The sequence below is a fragment of the Actinokineospora sp. HUAS TT18 genome (genome assembly GCF_051364635.1).
Classification (GTDB): Bacteria; Actinomycetota; Actinomycetes; order Mycobacteriales; family Pseudonocardiaceae; genus Actinokineospora.
In genome coordinates, this window is sequence record NZ_CP195645.1 from 6294200 (window position 1) to 6315989 (window position 21790).

18 protein-coding genes and 1 pseudogene are annotated in these 21790 nt (G+C 70.4%); 12 read left to right on the top strand and 7 right to left on the bottom strand.

Features of this window, described 5'->3' with window-relative positions; translation table 11 throughout:
* Positions 1 to 67: 67 nt before the first annotated feature.
* Positions 68 to 1219: a pyridoxal phosphate-dependent aminotransferase gene (locus ACSHT8_RS29185; protein ID WP_436494358.1), complete on the top strand. Its 1152-nt coding sequence runs from the start codon at positions 68 to 70 to the stop codon at positions 1217 to 1219.
* A 110-nt stretch (positions 1220 to 1329) separates the two neighbouring features.
* Complete coding sequence (locus tag ACSHT8_RS29190) at positions 1330 to 3867, top strand: phosphocholine-specific phospholipase C (RefSeq protein WP_436494360.1); 2538 nt, start codon at positions 1330 to 1332, stop codon at positions 3865 to 3867.
* A 114-nt stretch (positions 3868 to 3981) separates the two neighbouring features.
* Here the strand turns inward: ACSHT8_RS29190 and ACSHT8_RS29195 are convergent, their stop codons facing one another.
* Positions 3982 to 4350, bottom strand: a complete 369-nt coding sequence (locus ACSHT8_RS29195) for a hypothetical protein (RefSeq protein WP_436494362.1) — start codon at positions 4348 to 4350, stop codon at positions 3982 to 3984.
* A gap of 160 nt (positions 4351 to 4510) precedes the next feature.
* Here ACSHT8_RS29195 and ACSHT8_RS29200 point away from each other — a divergent pair, with 160 nt between their 5' ends.
* On the top strand, positions 4511 to 5941 hold the full coding sequence (locus ACSHT8_RS29200; protein ID WP_436494364.1) for a flavin-containing monooxygenase: 1431 nt from the start codon (positions 4511 to 4513) through the stop codon (positions 5939 to 5941).
* Here the strand turns inward: ACSHT8_RS29200 and ACSHT8_RS29205 are convergent, their stop codons facing one another.
* The 4 genes from ACSHT8_RS29205 to ACSHT8_RS29220 form a co-directional block, all read right to left on the bottom strand.
* Entirely contained in the window at positions 5942 to 6517 is a 576-nt protein-coding gene (locus ACSHT8_RS29205) for a dihydrofolate reductase family protein (RefSeq protein ID WP_436494366.1), read from the bottom strand. It lies immediately after the preceding gene.
* 76 nt (positions 6518 to 6593) lie between these two features.
* Complete coding sequence (locus ACSHT8_RS29210; RefSeq protein WP_436494368.1) at positions 6594 to 8120, bottom strand: adenylate/guanylate cyclase domain-containing protein; 1527 nt, start codon at positions 8118 to 8120, stop codon at positions 6594 to 6596.
* A complete protein-coding gene (locus tag ACSHT8_RS29215) occupies positions 8117 to 9049 on the bottom strand; it encodes an esterase/lipase family protein (protein WP_436494370.1) in 933 nt (310 codons plus the stop codon). Before ACSHT8_RS29215 ends, ACSHT8_RS29210 begins: the two co-directional genes overlap by 4 nt.
* A 122-nt stretch (positions 9050 to 9171) precedes the next feature.
* Positions 9172 to 10155: a helix-turn-helix transcriptional regulator gene (locus ACSHT8_RS29220; RefSeq protein ID WP_436494372.1), complete on the bottom strand. Its 984-nt coding sequence runs from the start codon at positions 10153 to 10155 to the stop codon at positions 9172 to 9174.
* 136 nt (positions 10156 to 10291) lie between these two features.
* On the opposite strand from ACSHT8_RS29220, the gene ACSHT8_RS29225 reads away from it, so the two are divergent.
* Positions 10292 to 10753 (top strand): hypothetical protein, encoded by a 462-nt coding sequence (locus ACSHT8_RS29225; RefSeq protein ID WP_436494374.1) that lies wholly within the window; start codon positions 10292 to 10294, stop codon positions 10751 to 10753.
* A 141-nt stretch (positions 10754 to 10894) separates the two neighbouring features.
* Positions 10895 to 12061, top strand: coding sequence for a winged helix DNA-binding domain-containing protein (locus ACSHT8_RS29230; RefSeq protein ID WP_436494376.1), 1167 nt, complete (start codon positions 10895 to 10897; stop codon positions 12059 to 12061).
* Here the strand turns inward: ACSHT8_RS29230 and ACSHT8_RS29235 are convergent.
* Entirely contained in the window at positions 12047 to 12916 is an 870-nt protein-coding gene (locus tag ACSHT8_RS29235) for a LysR family transcriptional regulator (RefSeq protein WP_436494377.1), read from the bottom strand. The two genes, ACSHT8_RS29230 and ACSHT8_RS29235, sit on opposite strands and share 15 nt — an antisense overlap.
* A gap of 73 nt (positions 12917 to 12989) precedes the next feature.
* Between ACSHT8_RS29235 and ACSHT8_RS29240 the strand changes: the two genes are divergently transcribed.
* From ACSHT8_RS29240 to ACSHT8_RS29270, 7 genes and pseudogenes are all read left to right on the top strand, one after another.
* On the top strand, positions 12990 to 13724 hold the full coding sequence (locus ACSHT8_RS29240) for an aldo/keto reductase (RefSeq protein WP_436494379.1): 735 nt from the start codon (positions 12990 to 12992) through the stop codon (positions 13722 to 13724).
* 46 nt (positions 13725 to 13770) lie between these two features.
* Positions 13771 to 14133, top strand: a complete 363-nt coding sequence (locus tag ACSHT8_RS29245; protein WP_436494380.1) for an MmcQ/YjbR family DNA-binding protein — start codon at positions 13771 to 13773, stop codon at positions 14131 to 14133.
* 121 nt (positions 14134 to 14254) lie between these two features.
* Entirely contained in the window at positions 14255 to 14875 is a 621-nt protein-coding gene (locus ACSHT8_RS29250) for an L-threonylcarbamoyladenylate synthase (protein ID WP_436494382.1), read from the top strand.
* A gap of 66 nt (positions 14876 to 14941) precedes the next feature.
* Positions 14942 to 15226, top strand: coding sequence for a hypothetical protein (locus ACSHT8_RS29255; protein WP_436494383.1), 285 nt, complete (start codon positions 14942 to 14944; stop codon positions 15224 to 15226).
* A 132-nt stretch (positions 15227 to 15358) separates the two neighbouring features.
* A pseudogene (locus ACSHT8_RS29260) lies at positions 15359 to 16552 on the top strand (glycosyltransferase); the annotation flags it as partial.
* Positions 16553 to 18787 (top strand): RNA polymerase recycling motor ATPase HelR, encoded by a 2235-nt coding sequence (gene helR / locus ACSHT8_RS29265; RefSeq protein ID WP_436502216.1) that lies wholly within the window; start codon positions 16553 to 16555, stop codon positions 18785 to 18787.
* Positions 18771 to 19394: a maleylpyruvate isomerase family mycothiol-dependent enzyme gene (locus ACSHT8_RS29270; RefSeq protein ID WP_436494385.1), complete on the top strand. Its 624-nt coding sequence runs from the start codon at positions 18771 to 18773 to the stop codon at positions 19392 to 19394. The genes helR and ACSHT8_RS29270 overlap by 17 nt, the downstream gene beginning before the upstream one ends.
* Positions 19395 to 19443: 49 nt before the next feature.
* On the opposite strand, the gene ACSHT8_RS29275 is transcribed toward ACSHT8_RS29270, so the two are convergent.
* Positions 19444 to 21663: a proprotein convertase P-domain-containing protein gene (locus ACSHT8_RS29275; protein WP_436494387.1), complete on the bottom strand. Its 2220-nt coding sequence runs from the start codon at positions 21661 to 21663 to the stop codon at positions 19444 to 19446.
* Between the last annotated feature and the right edge of the window lie 127 nt (positions 21664 to 21790).

A 21790-nucleotide genomic window follows, 5' to 3' on the forward strand; every position in this document is an offset into this window, starting at 1 on the left:
TGAATTGGTAACGGCGTGTGTCGCGCCGCGAGGTCGGCGGATGGACAATCGCGGTCAGGGAGGCGTGATGAGCGTTCGACGGCTCGACAACATCCCCGGGTTCAGCATCGACAAGGTCGCCGCCGCGGCCGGTCGGGATCCCGACGTCCTGCGCCTGGAGAACCTCGACACCGACATCCCGCCGCCCGCGGGCGTCATCGAGGCGACGAGGGCCGCCGTCGGCGAGGACGAGGCCAACAGCTGGCTCCCCTTCACCGGCCGCGACGACCTCAAGGACGCGGTCGCGGCCTTCATCGAGCGCCGTGGCGGTCCGCGATACGACGGCGGGCGGGAGGTCGTCATCACCTCCGGCGAGGGCGACGCCATGCTGGACGCGTTGTTCTGCCTCACCGATCCCGGTGACGAAGTGGTCCTCACGGATCCGACCTATGCGGGCATGCTCAACCGGGTCCGCCTCGTCGGCGCCACGCCGCGGCTGGTTCCCCTGCGGGTGGTGGCGGGCGACTGGCGGCTCGACCTCGACGCGCTGCGGGCCGCGGTCACCGACCGCACGAGGGTCGTGTTCGTCAACAGCGCCTCGTTCCCGAGCGGATGGGTCGCGGACTCGGCCGAGTGGGCGGCGATCGCGGAGCTCTGCCGGGACCGGGACCTGACGCTGCTCTACTGGGCCGCCTTCGAAGGTGTCCTTTTCGACGGACGCACCGTGCTGCACCCGGCTGCGCTCCCCGGAATGCGGGACCGCACCGTGACGATCGGGTCAACCTTGGAGCACCGCATGATCGGCTGGCGGGTCGGCTGGGTCGTCGCGCCCGGCGGGCTCGTCGACGACGTCGCCCGCGCGCACATCTACAACGGCTTGGTCGCCAGCGGATTCGCCCAGATCGGGTCCCGGGTCGCGCTCGACGCGCCGGACGACGGGTCGGCGACCGCCGAGTTGGAGCGCAGGCGCGACGAGGTGCTGCGACAGCTAGACGGGCTGCCGGTCGTCCGGGCCGCGGGCGGCTGGTCGCTGCTGCTCGACACCGCCGCCATGGGCATCGATTGCTCCGACCTTTCCGCCCGGCTGCTCGCGCAGAAGGTGGCCGCGACCCCGATGCGCGGATGGGGCGGCGAGATCGCCGACCGCTACCTGCGATTCGTGTTCAGCAACGAGCCGGTGGCACGGCTTGCCCTGTTGGGCGATCGGGTGTCGCGTGCGGTCAACCTGTCCGAAACCTGACTTCCCTAGCCTTCGTGAACCCTCCCGACAGTTGGAGGGTTGACGAACATGCGCAAAGGCGCTCAAACTCCCCCAGGTTCGAGCATTTTCGTGCAAGTCGGGAGGATGCAGTGCGACGACGGACTCTGCTGAAGGCAACCGGTGCGGCGGCTGGTTTCACGCTGCTGCCCGTGAGCGTCCGGGAGGCCCTCGCGGCCCCGGCGGTGACCGGCGGTCTCGAGGTCATCGAGCACGTGGTCATCTTCATGCAGGAGAACCGGTCGTTCGACCACTATCTCGGCTCCCTGCGCGGCGTGCGCGGGTTCGCCGACCCGGCCGCCATCACGCTGCCCAGCAAGAAGTCCGTCTTCTACCAGCCCAACGGCACCGGCACCCTGCTGCCGTGGGAGGTCAGCGACCAGTTCATGGCCGACGTCAACCACGGCTGGAACGACGGGCACGGCGCGTGGAACAACGGCCGCCACGACGGCTGGGTGGCCAACAAGGGCAACCGCTCCCTGACCTACCACACCCGCTCCGCCCTGCGGTTCTACCACGAGCTCGCCGATGCCTTCACCGTCTGCGACGCCTACCACTGCTCCGAGATGGGGCCGACGAACCCGAACCGGAACTACCTGTTCACCGGCATGATCGGCAACGAGCCCAACGGTTCGCGCGCCATCGGCAACGACGCGTGGCTCAACGACGGGCACACCGGCTACACCTGGAAGACCTACGCCGAGCGCCTCCAGGCCGCGGGCAAGTCCTGGCGCGTGTACCAGGAGTGGGACAACTACGGCGACAACTCCCTGGACAACTTCGCCAGCTTCCTGACCATCGCGAAGAAGGCGCTGAAGTACACCAAGCGCGCCGACGGCACCCAGTACATCCGCACAGACAAGTTCTGGGACGCGCTGGTGAAGGCGAGTTCGTCGGTGCGCACCACCATGCTCGCCGACCTCCAGCGCGGGGTGAACGAGCTCAGCGCCGCCGACCGCTCGGTCTACGACCGCGGCCTGCACCGGGTGCCGGAGAACCAGCTCGTCTCGGCGTTCAAGGCCGATGTGGACGCCGGGACCCTGCCCGCGGTGTCCTGGATCGTCGCCCCGGAGGACCAGTCCGAGCACCCGCAGTGGGGGCCCAACACCGGCGCGGAGCTGGTCAAGCGCACCCTCGACGCCATCGCGTCGAAACCCGCGGTGTGGAACAAGACCGTCTTCCTGCTGACCTACGACGAGGACGGCGGCTTCTTCGACCACCAGCCGCCGCCCGCCCCTCCGGTAGTCGGTGACGGCAGCGACGGCGCGAGCACAGTGGCCAACACCGACGAGGTAGTCTCCGGCGCCCCGATCGGCCTGGGCATCCGCGTGCCGATGTTCGTGGTCTCGCCGTGGAGCCGGGGCGGCAAGGTCAGCTCCGAGGTCTTCGACCACACCTCCGTGCTGCGCTTCCTGGAGAAGTGGACCGGCGTCGCCGAGCCCAACATCTCCCCGTGGCGCCGCGCCGTCTGCGGCGACATGACGTCCACAGTGGACACCACAACCGCCGACGCGACCTACCCGGTGATGACGACGCCGACGCCGACCAGCGGCCCCAACCCGACCTACCCCAGCCCGCCCGCCACCCAGACCTTCCCGGTGTCGGAACTCGGCGTGCGCACCGCCCGGCCGCTGCCCTACAACCTGACCGTGTCCGGCCGCGTCGCCGCCGACAAGTTCTGGGTCGACTTCACCAACGCGGGCACCGCGGGAGCGCACTTCTACGTCTACGCCAACGCTTTCCGCACCGACGGCCCATGGCGCTACACCGTCGAGGCGGGCAAGTCGCTCAGCGACTACTGGCAGACGGGCACGCCGGCGGGTGCCTACGACCTCAACGTCCACGGCCCCAACGGCTTCATCCGCCGCTTCGCGGGCAACCGCGTCACCGCGACCACCGCGGGCAAGCCGAACCCCGAGGTCACCCTGCGCTACGACGCGGCGAACAACCAGGTCTGGCTCAAGATGACCAACGCGGGCACCGTCGCCGCCACGGTCACCATCCGCACCAACAACCGCGGCGGCGGCCCGTGGACGTACACGGTGGCGCCCAACGGGACCGTCGAGGACTGGTTCAGCACCGGCTCCGGCATGAACGGCTGGTACGACCTGACCGCCACCGCCGCAGACGGCTTCGTCCGCCGGTTCGCGGGCCACCTGGAGACCGGCGCGGAGAGCAAGAGCGACCCGGTGATGGGCTCCGGCCCGCTGTCGGCCACCGTGCGCTCCTACGACAGCCAGGAGACCGTCGGCGAGAACGGCGCCGCCGCCAACGCCGTCGACCGCCGCTCCACCACCATCTGGCACACCAAGTGGTCCGGCGGCTCCGCCCCGCTCCCGCACGAGATCCAACTCGACCTCGGCGCCGCGCGCACCGTCACCGGCCTGACCTACCTGCCGCGCCAGGACGGCGGCGCGAACGGCCGGATCGGCCAGTACGAGGTGTCCCTCAGCGCCGACGCCACCACCTGGACCGTCGCCGCCACCGGCACCTTCGCCGACGACGCGACGTCCAAGACGCTGCGGTTCTGGCCGACGACCGCCCGCTACGTGAAGGTGCGGGCGCTGACCGAGGCGGGCAACCGCGGCCCGTGGACCTCGGCGGCCGAGATCACCGCCCTCGGCTGGTAGTACCCCGCGAGAGCGGTCGACCGGCACAGTCGGCCGATCTCGCCCGAATGGTCCTTGGCCCGCTGGAGATCTCCCCCTGCGACTCCAGCGGGCCAAGGACTTGGTCCCGCGCCGCTACTCCCGCCAGAGCTCGATCCGGATGGAGCAGGTCCGGTTCTTGAAGGCGCCGAGGTCCTCAGTGCTCTCGTAGAAGGTGGCCTCGTCGCCCCGGCAGCCGTCCTCGGCGTAGAGGGTCACGGAGTAGATGTTGCCGGGCGACTTCACACTCGCGAACTGCAGCGAACTGATCGTGTTGATGCCCACCCCGCCCTTGAGGTCGGCGGAGCTGTAGTCCCTCTTGTCGATGGGCAGCGACTGCTTGGTGCCCTGGTATTTGGTCGCGATGAACACGTCAAGGGTGCGCGGCTTCGTCGCCTGCAGCAGGGTGGCGTGCTGTTCGGGAGACATGTTGAGGGAGAAATCCCCGCTCGGGAAATCGGGCATGACGGTGTGGACTCCTTCTCCGTTGGATGCGGGCCGACGTCCGTTGACCCTGGGCGATCGGATCACCTCACAGAGTGACTGATCGTGAGCTCGACGGCAACGCCAGGTCTCCGCCCACGGGTGGTCCCGCGACGCCCCGCCCGTGCGGTAGACAGGTGGTATGACCGAGCACTTGGACGTTGTCATCGTCGGCGCCGGGCTGTCGGGGATCGGGGCCGCGTACCGGCTGCGCACCGAGTGCCCCGGCAAGTCCTACGCGATCCTGGAGGCCCGCGGCAGCCTCGGCGGCACCTGGGACCTGTTCCGCTACCCCGGCGTCCGCTCCGACTCCGACATGTTCACCCTCGGCTACCCCTTCAAGCCCTGGCGCGCGGCCAAGGCCATCGCCGACGGGCCGTCGATCCTGAGCTACCTGCAGGAGACCGCCAAAGAGTTCGGCATCGACAAGAAGATCCGCTACAACACCAAGGTCGTCGCCGCGGACTGGTCCACCAAGGACAACCGCTGGACCCTGACCCTGGGCGACGGCAGCACCATCACCTGCGGCTTCCTCTACAGCTGCGCGGGTTACTACGACTACGCCCAGGGCTACGACCCCGGCTTCCAGGGCGTCGACGACTTCCAGGGCCAGGTCGTGCACCCCCAGTTCTGGCCGGATGACCTCGACTACACCGGCAAGCGCGTCGTGGTGGTCGGCAGCGGCGCCACCGCGGTCACGCTCGTGCCGTCGATGGCCGAGCGGGCCGCGCACGTGACCATGCTGCAGCGGTCGCCGACCTGGATCAGCCCGGTCCCGAGCCGCGACAAGATCGCCGACACGGTCCGCAAGCTGCTGCCCGCGAGCCTCGCCCACCAGGCGATCCGGTTGAAGAACGTCGCGTTCACCCTCGGCTTCTACCAGCTCAGCAGGCGTCGCCCCCAGCTCGTCCGCAAGCTCCTCACCGGCCTGGCCAAGCGCAGCCTCAACGACGACAAGCTCGTCGCCGAGCACTTCACGCCCACCTACGACCCGTGGGACCAGCGGCTCTGCGCGGTCCCCGACGCCGACCTGTTCGCCGCGCTGCGCACCGGCAAGGCGAGCGTGGTGACCGACCACATCGACGCGTTCGTGCCCGAGGGCCTGCGGCTGCGCAGCGGCAAGGTGCTGCCCGCCGACGTCGTGGTCACCGCCACGGGCCTGCGTCTGCTCGTCTTCGGCGGCATCGCCCCGAGCGTCGACGGTGTGCCGGTCCGGCTCAGCGAGCAGTTCGTCTGGCGCGGCGCGATGCTCACCGGCCTGCCCAACTTCGCGGTCTGCATCGGCTACACCAACGCGTCGTGGACCCTGCGCGCCGACCTGACGTCCCGGCTGGTCTGCAAGGTCCTGACCTGGATGGACAGCGACGGCCACACCGCCGTCGTGCCGCGGCCCGAGCGGGAGCTGAGCGCCAGGCCGCTGCTCGACCTGGCCTCGGGCTACATCCAGCGCTCGATCGCCGACTTCCCGCGCCAGGGCGACCGGGCGCCGTGGCGGGTCCGCCAGAACTACTTCATCGACGCGGCCACCACGCTGCGCACCGACCTGGCCCGCACGCTGCACCCGGTGGCCTGATCACCGGGTGTACTTGGTGATCAGCACGCCGGTCGAGCTGGGCACCACCTCGCGCAGGGTGAACGTCGTGGGCATGGTGCCTGCGCCGAACAGGCGCTTGCCCCGGCCCAGCGCGATGGGGAAGATCCACGCGTTGATCTCGTCGACGAGGTCGCGGCGCAGCAGCGTCTGGGCGAGGTCGCCGCTGCCGTGCACCTGGATCTCCGGGCCGGGCTGCCGCTTGAGGTCGGCCACCTGGCCCGCCACGTCGCCACTGAGCAGCACCGAGTTGTTCCAGTCGACCTGCGTCAGCGTCCGCGAGGCGACGTACTTGCGGGCCGCGTTCAGCTCGTCGGCGCCGGGCTGTCCGGTCGCGGCGGGCCAGTGGGCCGCGAAGACCTGGTAGGTCTTGCGGCCGAGCAGCAGGTCGAATGGCGCGGCGAGGGCCTTGGCCATGATCTCGCCCATGCCCTCGTCCCAGAACGGCATCGACCAGCCGCCATGGGCGAAACCGCCGGTCAGGTCCTCCTCGGGGCTGCCGGGGGCCTGCATGACCCCGTCGAGGGTCAGGAACGTGGTGAGCGCGAGCTTCCGCATGGCTGTGGTCCTTCGTCGATCTGCAGGGAGCTGTCGTCAGACCGACGAACGGTTTCCCGCGAAATCGACAGGGGCTTCAAGCGGGGACGAGCACGGTTGTGGCTTCCGTCCGACCGCGCAGCACGACCGAGTCGGTGGTCCGCCACCGGGCGGCCTCCTCGGCGTCGGCGGCCTCGGTGGCGCGCGCGGAGGCGACGAGGTGGCCGGGGACGGACTTGGCCAGCTCGGTGAGCCGCGCGGCCTCGTTCACCGGGTCGCCGATCACCGTGTACTCGAACCGCCGCTCGTCGCCGATGTTGCCCGCGACCGCCGGGCCCGCGGCGACGCCGATGCCCGCGGCGAGTTCGGGCACCTCCAGCGGCAGCCGCGCCGCGATCGCCCTGGCCGCGGCGAGTGCCTGGCCCGCGTGGTCGGGCAGCGGGACGGGCGCGCCGAACACGGCGAGCGCGGCGTCGCCGACGAACTTGTTGACCAGCCCGCCGTGGGCGTCGATCTCGTCGACGACCACCGCGAAGAACCGGTTGAGCAGGTCCACCACCTCGGCGGGTGGGCGGGTGGCCGCCAGGGTGGTGGACCCGACCAGGTCGACGAAGATCACCGCGACGTCGCGGACCTCCCCGTCGAAGTCGGCGCCGCGGGCCACGGCGTCGTCGGCGACCGCGCGGCCGACGTGGCGGCCGAACAGGTCGCGGATGCGTTCGCGTTCCCGCAGCCCGGCGGCCATCCGGTTGAAGCCCGCCTGGAGCAGGCCCAGTTCCGTGCCGTCGTAGACCGGGATCTCGACGTCCAGTTGGCCGCGCTGCACGCGGGCGAGCCCGTCGCGCACCGAGCGGATCGGGGCGACGGTCGCGCGGCCGTTGATCGCCATGACGAGCAGACCGACGACCAGCGCGATCCCGGCGAGGACGATCACCGTCACCGACAGCTGGCGGGTCGTGACGTGGTCGCGCACCAACGCGACCACCGCCACCGTCAGCACGCCCGCGACCGGCACGCCCGTGCCCAGCGACCAGAACAGCAGCATCCGCAAGAGCACGCCCGCGCCGTAGACCCGCGAGGGCGGCTCACCGGCCATGGCCCTGGCCGCCACCGGCCGCAGCGCGAACTCGCTGAGCAGGTAGGTGATGGCGCACACGACGATCCCGGTGAACCCCACGGTGAACGCCACCGTGATGACCTGCTCCGGCTGCAGGACGGCGAACGCGGTGGTGAACAGCACCGTCGCCAGGCCCCAGAGGAAGCCCTGCATCCAGGTCAGCCGCAGCGGCACCCGGACCGTGGCGCGCCGGTCGGCCGCGGTGGGCGTGCGGCGGTCGATCGACCACCGCAGCACCCGCAGCGCCCGGCGCGTGCCCCAGATCCAGCCTGCCGCGACGGCCGCCACGACGTACACCGGGACCCCGACCGCGGCCACGAGCCACGTGCGGTGGTCGAGGCCGGGGCCGGGGATCACGACCATCTGCAGCACGACCACCACGGCCGCGCCGATGATGTTGGCCAGCACCAGGCTGACCGTCAGCAGGCCCTGCACCCGGATCCGCAGGGACCGCTGGTCCTGGTCGGTGCCGCCCAGCAGCGGCGAGCCGAACGGGGAGCGGGTCACACGACCGGCAGGACCGGCACGCACGGCACCGGGTTCGTCGTGCCGCCCAGGGTGTTCTTCACGATCGCGATCACCCGGTCGGAATAGGGGAGCGCGAGGTGGTCGGACAGGTCGAGCAGGCAGGTGTCCTGCAAGGTGATGTTCTTGACCGTCGCGCCGGGGCCCGCGGTGAGGAACGTCGACTGGTAGGGCGTGGTGACCTCGTCGAACTTCGTGGCGATCACCGTGTACGCGACGCCGGGGACGGTGTCGCCGCCCGCGTTGAGCGCGGCCAGGAACTCCGAGCCCTTCGCCTGCTGCACGCCCGCGGTCCCGATGAGCAGACCGCTCATCCCGAGCAGCTTCAGCGCCTCGGCCAGCGTCGCGATGCCGCTCAGCGTGGTGCCGTGGTGGGTGGCGCCGAGGGTGACCAGGTTGCGGACCTTGCCCGCGCCGCCCTCGAACTTGAGGTACTGGCGGGGCATCATGCCGCCCTGCGAGTGCCCTACGACGTCCACTTGGGACGTTCCGGTGGCGGCGAGGACCTTGTCGACGAATCGCTTGAACTCCTTGGCCGACGTGCGGATGTCGCCGGTGCCCTTGACCGCGGGGTGCATGCCGAAGCCGTTGAGCTCGGTGTCGCCGTAGTCCAGCGCGAACACGCAGTACCCGGCGCGCTTGAGGGCGGGCGACATCTTCGCGAAGTTGTTGTAGCGGTTCTCCCAGGTGCCGTGGACGAGCACGACGGGGTGCGGGTGCGCCGCGGAGGGCTTGCACGTCCAGTCGTTGGCGCCCGGAGGGTCGACGTCCGGGTTGCCCTGCGAGTAGAGGAACGCCGTCGCGAAGCCCGGCAGCTCGGGGCCCTGGGCCGCGCCCGCCGTCGTCGTTGTCGTCAGCAGGAGGGCGACGACGGCTGTCGCGCCCAGGATGAGTCGGCGTGGGATGGACATCAATGGCCTCCGCTACGGTCCCGGCTGAGGTAGTGGGCGAGCGTATCGACGCAGGTCACAACCCGTCGAGCGCGGACAAAACGACGCCACGAAAGTGTGTTCCCGGGACGGATCGCGGGGGCTCAGTTGTGCGTTTGTGAGTAAAGCGCGCCGATCGCGGCAGCCGTCTCGGCCACTCGGGCTCGCAGCTCGGCGGGCGCGACGACCTCGACCTCGGCCCGCAGCCGCAACAGCTGGCTCACCGCGTGGTCGACGGTCTCGATGGGGATCGTCGCCGTGCGCCAGCCGTCGGCGCCTTCCGCGGCGGTCTCCTCGGCGGCCCGGGCCACCGCAGGCCCGAGCGCGTCGCCGAGCAGCCGGAAGCCGTTGGGGGAGAGGCGCACCACGGCCTCCCCTTGGTACACAGTGGACTCGTATTGTCGCGACGACTCCGCCCACGACGCGGCCAGGTCGAAGTCCGCGGGCCGCTCGAAGGGCGCGCCGACGGCCTCGACGGCCCGGATGCTCGCCACCCGGTAGGTGCGCCTGCCGCCGTCGGTGTCGGCCACGAGGTACCAGGTGCCCGCCTTGACGACCAGGCCGAGTGGCCGCAGCGTGCGCCGGACCTCCTTGGGTGTCGGCATCCAGCGGCGGTAGCGGACGTCGAGCTCCCGCTGCTCCCACAGCGCCTTGGCCACCTCGGCCAGGTGCGGGGTGTCGTCGGGGTCGCTGAACCAGCCGGGCACGTCGACATGCACCCGCTCGCGGATGCGCACCGCGCGTTCCCGCAGCTCGGCGGGCAGGGCGGCCATGAGCTTCAGCTCGGTGGCGGCCAGCGCGGCGCCGAGGCCGAGTTCGGCGGCCGGACCGGGGATGCCCGCCAGGAACAGCGACTCGGCCTCGGTCGCGGTGAGCCCGGTGAGCTTGGTCCGGTAGCCGTCGAGGATCTGGTAGCCGCCCGTCGGGCCGGTCTCGGCGTAGAGCGGCACCCCGGCGGTGGTCAGCGCGTCGATGTCGCGGTAGACCGTGCGCACCGAGACCTCCAGGCGCTGCGCGATTTCCCGGGCGGTGAGCCTGCCCCGGGTCTGCAGGAGCAGCAGGATCGACAGGAGACGGCTCGCGCGCATGCCGGGAACGTAGCGGGCATCACTGACACAAGATGGCAGGGATACCCGCGAGGCTCCGCGCCATGAGAGAGCCTGCGAACGAATCATCGACACAGTGCCTTCGCGAGTGGAGCCACCGAGCGTGCGAGGTGGCCGCGTGAGCATCAACGACTTCGACTTCCTCGTCGGCACCTGGACCGTCGCCAACCGGCGGCTCGCCAAGCCCTTGACCGGCAGCGACGAGTGGGACGAGTTCCCGGCCATCAGCACCGCGCACACGTTCTTCGGCGGCGCGGGCAGCTTCGACGAGATCCACTTCCCGACCCAGGGCTGGTCGGGCTCGGCCTACCGCTCGTACGACCACGGCAGGAAGCAGTGGTTCATCTACTGGGTGAGCAGCCGCACCGGCCACCTCCAGCCCCCGGTCGCGGGCGGCTTCAGCGACGGCGTCGGGAACTTCTACGGCGACGACGAGCACGAGGGGACGCCGGTCCGGGTGCGTTACCGCTGGTCGGAGATCACCCCGACCACCGCCCGATGGGACCAGGCGTTCTCGGTGGACGCGGAGCGCACGTGGGAGACCAACTGGGTCATGGAGTACACCCGCGTCCAGGATTGAGTGAGAATCTTTTCAGTTCCTGCTAACGTCGCATCACGTTGGGCCGATAGGGCTAGCGAAACGGTTCCCCGGTGGCACGCCCCCCGACCACCGGGGACCGTTTTTCCCATGTCAGGCCACTAGGGTCGCGGTGTGCGCCACGTGTCCGACTCTGAGCGACGAGCCCGGCTGAGCCTCCGCCACGGCTTGGCCGCGCCCCTGCCGTCCACCGATCCGGCCGACGCGGCGGACGCCATGCTCGCCCTCCACGCCACCGATCCGTGCACGGTCTACCTGTCCGTGTTGGCGCGGATGGCCGTCGACACCGCCGCGGTGAGCGCCTCGCTGTACGACGAGCGGTCCGTCGTCCGGCTGCTCGGGATGCGCCGGACTGTGTTCGTCGTGGGGCGTGAGGTGGCGCCGGTCGTGCAGGCCGCGTGCACCAGGGCGGTCGCCGCCGTCGAACGGCGCAGGCTGGTCAAGCACCTTGAGGAACTCACCCCGGTCACCGACGCGGGCCCGTGGCTGGCCGACGTCGAGGCGTCCACCTTCGCCGCCCTGACCGCGCGCGGCGAGGCCACCGCAGCCGAGCTGGCCGCCGACGAGCCCCGCCTGCGCACCGCGCTGATCGTCGCGGAGGGCAAGCCGTACGCGGCCAAGCAGAACATCACCTCGCGCGTGCTGGGCCTGCTCGCCGCCGACGGCAAGATCGTGCGCGGCAGGCCGCTGGGCTCGTGGACCTCGACGCAGTACCGCTGGTCGCCGATGACCTCGGTCTATCCCGACGGCATCCCGGACCTCGACCCCGCCGCGGCGCGCGCTGAACTGGCCAGGCGATGGCTGCGGGTGTTCGGCCCGGCCCCGGTCACCGACCTGAAGTGGTGGGCGGGCTGGACTCTCGGCGACACCCGCAAGGCGCTCGCCGAGATCGGCGCCGTCGAGGTCGACCTGGATTCCGGCAAAGGCGTGATCTTGGCCGACGATCTGGACCCGGTGGCCCCGCGCCCGCCGCGCCCGGTGCTGCTGCCCGCCCTCGACCCGACCCCGATGGGCTGGAGCGACCGCCGCTGGTTCCTTGGCGACCATGGCCCGGCCTTGTTCGACCGCTCCGGCAACATCGGCCCGACGGTGTTCTGGGACGGCCACATCGTCGGCGGCTGGGCCCACCGGCCGACCGGCGAGATCGCGGTGCGGCTGCTGGAGGACATTGGCTCCGAAGGCGTCGCGGCCGTCGCGACCGAGGCCGAACGCCTGGCCACGTTGATCGGCGACGTCCGGGTGAAGTCCCGCTTCGCGACTCCGCTGGAGAAGGAGCTAGTCGCGGGCTAGCGCCGCCACGACCGCGCCGATCGCCGGTCGGGAGCCCGCGCTCGTGCGCCACAGGGCGAAGACCCGGCGGGTGGGTTCCGGATCGATCGGCACGAACCGGACATGCGGGGGAGTTTCCCGGCCGAGCCTGGGAATGACCGCCGCGCCCAGCCCCGCCGCCACAAGAGCCAGCTGAGTCGAGTGCTCCGACGCCGTGTGGGCGATGCGGGGATCGGGCAGGGTCGCGGTGAGCCAGTCGTGGCAGATCTGCCCCTCAGACCAGCTGATCCACTGCTCGTCCCGCAAGTCGTCCAACGTCACCGAGGTGCGATCTGCCAGCGGGTGGTCGGCGGGCAGGGCGACGTCGAGGGCGTCGTCGAACAGGTGGCGGGCCGACAGGTCCGGCGGCACGTCGAGCGGGGCCTCCGCCCAGTCCTGCACGACCGCGATATCGAGGTCGCCGCGACGCAACGCGGCGATCGCGACGTCCGGCTCCTGCTCGGCCAGCCGCACCGTCAGGTCCGGGTACTCCCGCAGCGACCGCAGCGCGCCGGGCAGCAGACCGCGCGCGGCGGTGGCGAAGGCGCCGATGGTCACGGTCCCGGTGATCACCCCGCGGAAGTCGGCCAGATCGGCCTCGATCAACTCGACCTGGGCGAGCAGCCTCCCCGCGTGGTCGGCCAGCAACCGGGCGGCGTCGGTCGGCCGGACGCCCCGGCCGTCGCGCTCCAGCAGCCGCTGCCCGACCTCCCGCTCCAGCCGCGCTACCTGCTGCGACACCGCCGACGTGGTCACGTGCAGCGCCGCCGCCGCGCCGCGTACCGAGCCGGTGGCGCACACGGCGTGCAGGACACGCAGGCGCTCCAGGTTCAACACTTCAGCGATGCTACGCGGTCAGGGCAAGAAAGAGTCGCTTGTCTTAGCAATCCACCCCGGCCAGGCTGGACGCATGACCTTCCTGATCGGCGGGGACCTCCCCGTCCACCGCCTCGGCTTCGGCGCCATGCGGCTGCGCGGCACCCCCGACCGCCGCGCGGAGTCCATCGCCGTCGCCCGCCGCGCCGTCGAACTCGGCGTGACCCTGTTCGACACCGCGGACTCCTACGACCTCGGCGGCAACGAGGAGCTGCTCGCCGAGGCGCTGCATCCGTACAAAAAGGACATCGTCATCGCGACGAAGGCGGGCCAGTGCCACCCCGGCACCGACTGGATCCCGCTCGGCAGGCCCGAATACCTGCGCCAGCAGGCGGAACTGAGCCTGCGCCGCCTGCGCCTCGACCGCATCGACCTGTTCCAACTACACCGCGTCGACCCGCTGGTCCCCCTGGCCGACCAGATCGGCGCCCTGCGGCGAATGCAGGACGAGGGCAAGATCCGCCACGTCGGGCTGTCGGAGGTGACGGTCGAGCAGATCGAGGAGGCGAGGACGATCACCCCAATCGTCTCCGTCCAGAACCGCTACAGCCACGGCGACCGGCGGTGGGAGGCCGTGCTGGACCACTGCGAGCGGGAGGGCATCGCTTTCCTGCCGTGGCAACCACTGGCCGGTTCGCTGCCCGCGCGCGAGGCGCTGACCTGGCTGCTGGACCGCTCCCCAGTGATCGTGCCGATCCCGGGCACGTCGTGGATGACGCACCTGGAGGAGAACATGAGGGCGGTCACCACGGGCGCGGGTTCGCGCTGACATCGAGGCCCGGTCGGCGTCGTACGGCCCAGGTATCGTCCGCCGCATGGACAATATGGCCAGGGTGGAGCGGGTGGTGGCGGAGCTGCCCGAGGCGGAGCGCGTCGACATCGCCGAGTGGGGCGACCATCCGACGTTCCGGGTGCGCGGCAAGAACTTCATCTTCGCCGACCATCTCGCCCACCACCTCACGGTCAAGCTGTCGAAATCCGAGGCCGAGGCCGTAGTCGCCACCGACGACGCCGCCGAGCCCGCGGGCTACGGGCTCGGCCGTCACGGCTGGGTCGCGCTCGACGTCCCGCCCGACGCCGACGACGAGCGGTGGGACCAGATAGCGGAGTGGATCCGCATTTCGTACTGCCTCGTCGCGCCCAAGGGGTTGGCGCGTTCGGTGGAACAAGGCGAATAGCCAGGCGGAAAGCCATCGGCGGACCGCCGCCCTTCCCAATGAACGGACTCTGCGTGGATCGCCATTGCCGCCGCCGTCGCGCTTGCCCTGTTCGAGTGGCGCGTCCCGCTAGGCTCAGCCCGTGGCGAAGTACTTCGACGTGCACCCGGACAACCCGCAGCGCCGATCGATCCTCCAGGTCGTCGACCTGCTGCGGTCCGACGGGCTGATCGCCTACCCCACTGACTCCTGCTACGCCCTCGGCTGCAGGCTCGGCAACAAGGACGGCATCGACCGGATCCGCGAGATCCGCCAGCTCGACGACCGCCACCACTTCACCCTGGTCTGCCAGGACTTCTCCCAGCTCGGCCAGTTCGTCCACGTCGACAACACGGTGTTCCGCGCGATCAAGGCGTCGACCCCCGGCAGCTACACCTTCATCCTCCCCGCCACCAAGGAAGTCCCGCGCCGCCTGCTGCACGCGAAGAAGAAGACGGTCGGCGCGCGCATTCCCGACCACGTCGTCACCCAGGCGATCCTCGCCGAACTCGGCGAGCCGCTGCTGTCCAGCACCCTCCTGCTGCCCGACCAACCTGAGCCGATGACCCTGGGCTGGGAGATCAAGGAGCGCCTCGACCACCAGGTCGACGCGGTCATCGACTCCGGCGAGTGCGGCACCGTGCCCACGTCGGTGATCGACTTCTCCGAGGGCGAGCCGGTGATCATCCGGCGCGGCGCGGGGGACGTCTCCCGCTTCGAGTAGTCGAACAGATGTTCGAACAGCGTGGTAGTATCTGTGGTGGGGAACAGATGCGGGGGAGCGCTGGCAATGATCAAGATCTATCACCCGTGGCCGGTCCCGGTGGAGGCCGTTTGCTACTCGGTGCCGGAGTCGTTGACGGAGATGGCGGTGTGGGTCAACGCGTTGCGGGCGCGTGGCCTGGTGGGGCCGGACGTGGGTTTCGAGATCCGGTGGACCGAGCCGTTGACGGGCGTGTTGACCGATGGCGGCCGAAGCCGCGAGGTGGCGCCGTCGGCGTTTCTGGTGTTCAGCCGAAACGGCCTTGAGGTGGTCGACCGCATGGCGTTCTTACGCAGCTATCGGGAACCGTGAGGGAGCGGAGAAGGGCATAGTCACTTCCTCCCACTTAAACGTATATCGCACCCGGGGGCTTGCCGCAAGACCCCGGTAGTGCCGCAGAATCTCCCGCCTAAGGCCAGAACCTGCGGAAACGGGAGTCGCCGAGTGCGAGTGTTGTTGTCGACGTATGGGTCACGGGGAGACGTCGAACCGATGGTGGGGCTCGCGGTGCGGTTGCGCGCGCTCGGTGCGGAGGTGCGGATGTGCGCGCCGCCGGACGCGGAGTTCGCGGCGCTGCTGGCGCGCGCGGGCGTGCCGCACGTGCCGTTCGGGCCCGCGGTGCGCGCGATGGTGACGGGGGCGACGCCCGCGCCGGTCGACCCGTTCAAGGTCGCGCCCGAGCTGGTCGCGGCCCACTTCGAGACGATCGGCGCGGCGGCGCGGGGCTGCGACGCGCTGGTGGCCTCCGGTCTGCTGCCCGCGGGCATGCGGTCGGTGGCCGAGTTGCAGGGCATCCCGTACGTCTACGTGGCATACCAGCCGATCACGCTGCCGTCGCCGCACTACCCGCCGCAGGCGCGGCCCGGCACGCCGTTGCCGCCGGAGGAGACCGACAACCGGGTGCTGTGGGACCTGGACGCCGAGAAGGTCAACGCGCTCTATGGCGCGGCGCTCAACACCCACCGCGCGGCGGTGGGCCTGCCGCCGGTCGGCAACGTCCGCGACCACGTCTTCACCGACCAACCGTGGCTCGCCGCCGACCCGACGCTGGGCCCGTGGCAGCCCGCTGACCTCGACGTCGTGCAGACCGGCGCCTGGATCCTGCCGGACGAGCGGCCGCTCCCGGCCGACCTGGTGGCGTTCCTGGAGGCGGGCGCGCCCCCGGTGTACGTGGGCTTCGGCAGCATGCCCATGCTCGCGGCGAAGGACGCCGCCCAGGTCGCGATCGAGGCGGTCCGCGCACAGGGTCGCCGCGTGCTCCTGTCCCGTGGCTGGGCCGACCTGGCCCTGATCGACGACGCCGACGACTGCTTCGTCGTGGGCGAGGTCAACCAGCAGTTCCTGTTCAGCCGCGTCGCCGCCGTCGTCCACCACGGCGGCGCGGGCACGACGACGACGGCCGCCCGGGCGGGTGCGCCGCAGGTCGTGGTGCCGCAGATCGTCGACCAGCCGTACTGGGGGAGCCGCGTGGCCGAACTGGGCATCGGCGCGGCGCACGACGGTCCCATCCCGACGGTGGAGTCGCTGTCGGCCGCCCTTCGCGTCGCCCTGACCCCGGAGACCCGCGACCAAGCGGCCGCCGTGGCGGGCTGGATCCGCGCCGACGGGGCCACGGTGGCCGCGAACCGACTGCTGGAGATGATCAGCAGGCCGACTCGGGAATATGACGAGGAACTGCGCTCCGAGCGCACGTACGCCGCCGGTCTCTACACGCGCCTCGACGCCGAGCGCGCGCGGGTCAGAGGGGCGTTCAACGCGGCGCTGAAGGGCACCGGCGGCACCCCGATGGAACGGGACTCGACGGTGCGCGCACTCGCCAAGGAGGCCAAGCGGCTGGATGTCGCGGACAACGGCCTGTGCTTCGGCAGGCTGGACACGCTCACGGGCGAACACTCCTACATCGGCCGCATCGGGATCTTCGACGAGGCGAACGAGTACGAGCCCCTTCTGCTGGACTGGCGCGCCCCCGCCGCGCGCGCGTTCTACGTCGCCACCGGCGCGAACCCGGAGAACATGCGCCGCCGCCGCCAGTTCCACACCCGCGGCCGCCACTTGGTCGACTTCACCGACGAGGTCCTCGGCCGCCCCGGCGCCGACGACCGCGGCGACGCCGCCCTCCTCGCAGCCGTCAACGCCCCACGCGGTGAGGGAATGCGCGACATCGTCGCCACGATCCAGGCCGAACAGGACGAGATCATCCGGCACGACCACCCTGGCGTGCTCGTCATCGAGGGCGGCCCGGGCACAGGCAAGACGGTGGTGGCGCTGCACCGCGTCGCGTATCTGCTCTACACCCAGCGGGAGCGGATGGAGCGCCACGGTGTGCTGGTGGTTGGCCCCAACCCGGCGTTCCTGAACCACATCAGCCGCGTCCTGCCGTCTCTTGGCGAGTCCGACGTGGTGTTCATGACGACCGGGGATTTGGTGCCCGGGCTCAGTGTCACCGCCGAGGACACTCCGGAGGCCACCCGCCTCAAGGGCTCCCTGAAGATCCTGGACGTCCTGAAGGCCGCGATCGCCGACCGCCAACGGCTCCCGGAACAGCCGGTGCCGATCCAACTGGGCGACGCCACGGTTCGCATCGACGCTGAGACAGCGGAGTGGGCGAGGGACGAGGCCCGCGCGAGCGGCCTGCCGCACAACGAGGCCCGCCCGGTGTTCACCGAGATCATCACCTACGTCCTGACCGAACGGGCGATCTCCCGAATCGGCCGCGGCTGGCTGACCCGCTCAGACCGCGACGCCTGGGAGCAGATGCGCGCCGACCTGCTCAAAGAGCTCGCCGAGAACGAGACCTTCACCGCCGCCCTCGACGAGCTCTGGCCGATCCTGACCCCGGAAACCTTGCTGGCGCCTCTTTATTCGTCCCCCGCCCGACTGCGGGCCGCAGGCGCGGACCAAGCCCTGCTGCGCACCGACGGCGACGCTTGGACGGTGTCGGATGTGCCCCTGCTCGATGAACTGGTCGACCTGCTGGGCCGCGACAAGGCCGCCGACAAGACCGCCGAGCTGGCCGCAGAACGGGAGCGGAAGGCGGAGGCCGAGTACGCGGCCGGTGTGATGGATCTGCTGGTCGACCGCCAGGACTCGATGGACGACGAGGACCATCTGTTCGCCACGGACTTGCTCTACGCGGAGGACCTGGCGGACCGCTTCGTCGAACACGACACGCGCGAACTGGTCGAACGCGCGGCGGCTGATCGGGACTGGACTTATCGACACGTCGTGGTCGACGAGGCCCAGGAACTGTCCGAAATGGACTGGCGAGTGCTGATGCGACGGTGTCCGGGCCGGTCTTTCACGGTCGTCGGCGATTTGGCGCAGCGGCGTTCGGTGGCGGGGGCGACGTCTTGGGGGGCGATGCTGGAGCCCTACGTGCCTGGTCGTTGGGTTTATCGCTCGTTGACGGTGAACTACCGGACTCCGGCGGAGATCATGTCGGTGGCTGCTGCTGTGTTGGCGGAGTTCGCGCCGGGGGTTCAGCCCCCGGATTCGGTCCGGGCTTGTGGGGTTGAGCCTTGGGCGCGGTTGGTCTCCGGGGATGAGATTGCTGGGGCTATCGAGGAGTTCGTTCGGGAGGAGGCTGGGCGGGAGGGGACCAGCGTTGTCATTGGCCCAGTTGGGATGGCGGGCACGGTCCCTGCTTCGGAGACGAAGGGCTTGGAGTTCGACTCGGTCCTGGTTGTGGAACCGGGACGGATTCTTGCTGAGGGGGCTCGGGGAGCCGCAGAGCTCTACGTAGCCCTGACCCGCGCGACCCAACGCCTACGCGTCTTGCATCAGGAGCCGCTGCCACCGGCGCTGATGGGACTGGCTGAAACCCGGGTCCGGGGCGCCGCAGTGGCAGTATTGGCGTATGACACTTGCTCCTGAGGTGTACGGGCGGCTGCTGCGGACCGAGCGGGACGCGCTGCTGCCCATCCTTCGCCGCACGCCCGGCGAGGCGTTCGACCGGCCGACGGTGTGCGACCTGTGGTCGGTCCGCGACGTGATCGCGCACTGCGCCACCGCCCTGACCCGGGTCGCGACCGGCACCGCGCACGACTTCAGCCCCGAGGACAACCAGGCCGACGTCGACGCCAAGCGGCACCTGGCCATCCCGGAGCTGCTGTCCGAACTCGAAGCCGCCTACGAGCTCGGCGCGGCGAGTCCGGAGATCTTCCGGGTCGCCCTGGGGGAGTGGGTCCACGGCGGCGACATCCGCGAAGCCCTCGGCGAGCCCGGCGCGTACGCCTCCGAAGGCGCCGACGACGCGCTGATCCTGCTGGAGCAGCGCAGCCGCATCCGGGAGGCGCCGCCCACCGACGTCACCCTGGCCGACGGCCGCACCCTCCGCCTCGGCGACCCCGACGCCGACCGGGAAGCCGAACTGGAGACCGACGTCGAAGGGCTCTTCCGCATCGTCGCCAACCGCCGTCCCGAGTTGGCGGTCGCCGAGCTGACCGGGGTGACCATCAAGGAGCTGAAGCTGTTCTCCTGAAAGCGAAGACGCCCGGCACCAACGGTGCCGGGCGTCTTCAGTCGAGCTGTCAGCTGGTGAGAGTCCAGCTGTCGATGTAGCCGGTGTCGTTCGTCTCGACGTCCTGCACCCGGAGCTTCCAGGTGCCGTTGCGCGCCTCGCTGGACAGGTTGACCGTGTAGGTCGCGTTCACGTTGTCCGCCGAGTCGTTCGACGACGAGTTCTTCAACCGGTAGGCCGAACCGTCCGGCGCGACCAGGTCGATCACCAGGTCACCCCGCCAGGTGTGGACAATCGCCACCGCGACGGTGCTGGTCGCCGAGGCGTTGCCGCTGCACGACAGCGGGATCGAGCTCTCCACCGTGGTGTTGTCGGCGATGTTGACGTTCGTCCCGTTGGTGGCCGGGGCGCAGTTGGTGCCGCCGCCGGTCGCCGCCGCGTTGAACGACCAGGTGTCGATCTTGCCGGAGTCGCCGGGGCCGGAGTCGTTGACCCGCAGCTTCCACGTCCCGTTCGCCGTCTCCGACGACAGGTTCACCGTGTAGGTGGTGACCAGGTTGTCGGTGCCCGCGCCGGTCTTGTTGTGCAGCACGTACGCGCTGCCGTCCGGCGCGATCAGCGACACCGTCAGGTCGCCGATGTAGGTGTGGACGATGTTGACGTCGACCTTCGCCGTGGCCGACGCGGTGCCCGAGCAGCCGGAGACCGTGACCGGGCTCTCGACCGTCGTGTTGTCGGTGATGGCGAAGTCGGTGCCGTTGCTGACCAGCGAGCATGTCCCGGCCGGGTTGACCGTCCAGGTGAACGACGCCGAGCCGGACTTGGCCGGGCTGGAGCTGTCCGTCGCGGTGACGGTCACGTTCGACGTGCCCGTCGCGGTCGGGGTGCCCGAGATCGTGCCGCTCGACGCGCTGATCGACAGGCCGGCGGGCAGGCCCGTGGCCGACCACGTGTACGGCGAGGTGCCGCCCGAGGCGCTGTTGGGCAGCGACGCCGAGGTGTTGACCGTGGTGGTCTGGTTGCCCGGGTTGGCGACGGTGACCGTGGTGCTGCCGCCGCCGTTCATGAAGCCGGTGTAGAGCAGCCGGTTCGGCGAACCCGCGTTGATGCCGGTCAGCTTGTCGACCGACGCGTTGGTGACCAGCGCGTCGCGGACCTGCTGCGGGGTGGCCGAGGTGTTCTGGCCCAGGTAGACAGCCGCGGCGCCCGCGACCGTCGGGGAGGCCATCGACGTGCCCGTCATCGTCGCGCTGCCCGTGTTGCTGTTGTAGGCGGCGGAGACGATGCTCGTGCCGGGCGCCCAGATGTCCAGGCAGGAGCCGTAGCTGCTCGGGCCGGTGCCGTTGTAGCGCTGGTCCTGCTGGTTGCTGTTGCCGACCGTGACAGCCTCGGGCACCAGCTGCGGGCTGTAGTAGCAGGCGTCGTCGTTGGAGTTGCCCGCCGCCTGGACGAACTGGACGCCGCTGGCGATCAGCGACTTCACCGTGTTGTCCATTGTGGCGTCGGAGCAGCGCGAACGGCAGCCGATGCTGTAGTTGACCACCGCGGGCTTCACGGCGTTGTTCTTGACCCAGTTGATGCCCGCGATGATGTCGTCGTTGGAGCCCGATCCGGCGCAGTCGAGCACGCGGACCGCGTGGATGGTGGCCTTCTTGGCCACGCCGTAGGTGGTGCCCGCCGCGGTGCCCGCCACGTGCGTGCCGTGGCCCTGGCAGTCGCCGGGGGTGGAGTCGTTGTCGACGAAGTCGTAGCCCGCGGCGACGCGGCCGGTGAAGTCCTGGTGGTTGGCGTTGATGCCGGTGTCGAGCACGTAGACGTGCACGCCCTGGCCCGGGTTCGTCGGGTAGGTGAACGACTGGTTCAGCGGCAGGTCGCGCTGGTCGATCCGGTCGTCACCCCAGTTCGGCGGGTTCGGCTGGGTGTCGAGGGCGACCATGTAGTGCGCCTGCTCGACCGAGGCCACGCTCGGGTCGTTCGCCACGGCCTGGGCCTCGTCCTCGGACATGGTGGCCGAGTAGCCGTTGATCAGGTCGAGCTGGTGGCGCAGCTTGCCGCCGTGCCTGCGGGTCAGGTCCGACGCGGTGGCCGACACCGCGGCGGCGCCGCGGGCGTTCTTGAACTTGACGATGTAGCGGCCGGGGACCGAGTCCGCGGCGTTGGCGTTCTGGATGGCTACGTCAGCGGTCTCCGCCGAGTAGGCAGGGATTGCCACCGCGGCGATACCCGCGCTGGCGGCGACCGCGAGGATGGCGATTCGCGACGCCTTGCCACGCAAAAGGGTGCGCTTCATGAATGCCGATTCCTTACTCTGCAGGGGATGCGGGCAGTTTGGACGCGGATCGGCTTTCCCGAGTCCAGGCAGGACACTGCTCGCGCCCGCATACTGCCACGCGAATCCCGGGTTGAGAAGACCAATC

Excerpts from the sequence above, each read along its gene's own strand:
- ACSHT8_RS29185 (WP_436494358.1), top strand. The coding sequence starts at position 68 with ATGAGCGTTCGACGGCTCGACAACATCCCCGGGTTCAGCATCGACAAG.
- ACSHT8_RS29195 (WP_436494362.1), bottom strand. The coding sequence starts at position 4,350 with ATGCCCGATTTCCCGAGCGGGGATTTCTCCCTCAACATGTCTCCCGAA.
- ACSHT8_RS29200 (WP_436494364.1), top strand. The coding sequence starts at position 4,511 with ATGACCGAGCACTTGGACGTTGTCATCGTCGGCGCCGGGCTGTCGGGG.
- ACSHT8_RS29205 (WP_436494366.1), bottom strand. The coding sequence starts at position 6,517 with ATGCGGAAGCTCGCGCTCACCACGTTCCTGACCCTCGACGGGGTCATG.
- ACSHT8_RS29215 (WP_436494370.1), bottom strand. The coding sequence starts at position 9,049 with ATGTCCATCCCACGCCGACTCATCCTGGGCGCGACAGCCGTCGTCGCC.
- ACSHT8_RS29220 (WP_436494372.1), bottom strand. The coding sequence starts at position 10,155 with ATGCGCGCGAGCCGTCTCCTGTCGATCCTGCTGCTCCTGCAGACCCGG.
- ACSHT8_RS29240 (WP_436494379.1), top strand. The coding sequence starts at position 12,990 with ATGACCTTCCTGATCGGCGGGGACCTCCCCGTCCACCGCCTCGGCTTC.
- ACSHT8_RS29245 (WP_436494380.1), top strand. The coding sequence starts at position 13,771 with ATGGACAATATGGCCAGGGTGGAGCGGGTGGTGGCGGAGCTGCCCGAG.
- ACSHT8_RS29255 (WP_436494383.1), top strand. The coding sequence starts at position 14,942 with ATGATCAAGATCTATCACCCGTGGCCGGTCCCGGTGGAGGCCGTTTGC.
- helR (WP_436502216.1), top strand. The coding sequence starts at position 16,553 with ATGATCAGCAGGCCGACTCGGGAATATGACGAGGAACTGCGCTCCGAG.
- ACSHT8_RS29270 (WP_436494385.1), top strand. The coding sequence starts at position 18,771 with ATGACACTTGCTCCTGAGGTGTACGGGCGGCTGCTGCGGACCGAGCGG.
- ACSHT8_RS29275 (WP_436494387.1), bottom strand. The coding sequence starts at position 21,663 with ATGAAGCGCACCCTTTTGCGTGGCAAGGCGTCGCGAATCGCCATCCTC.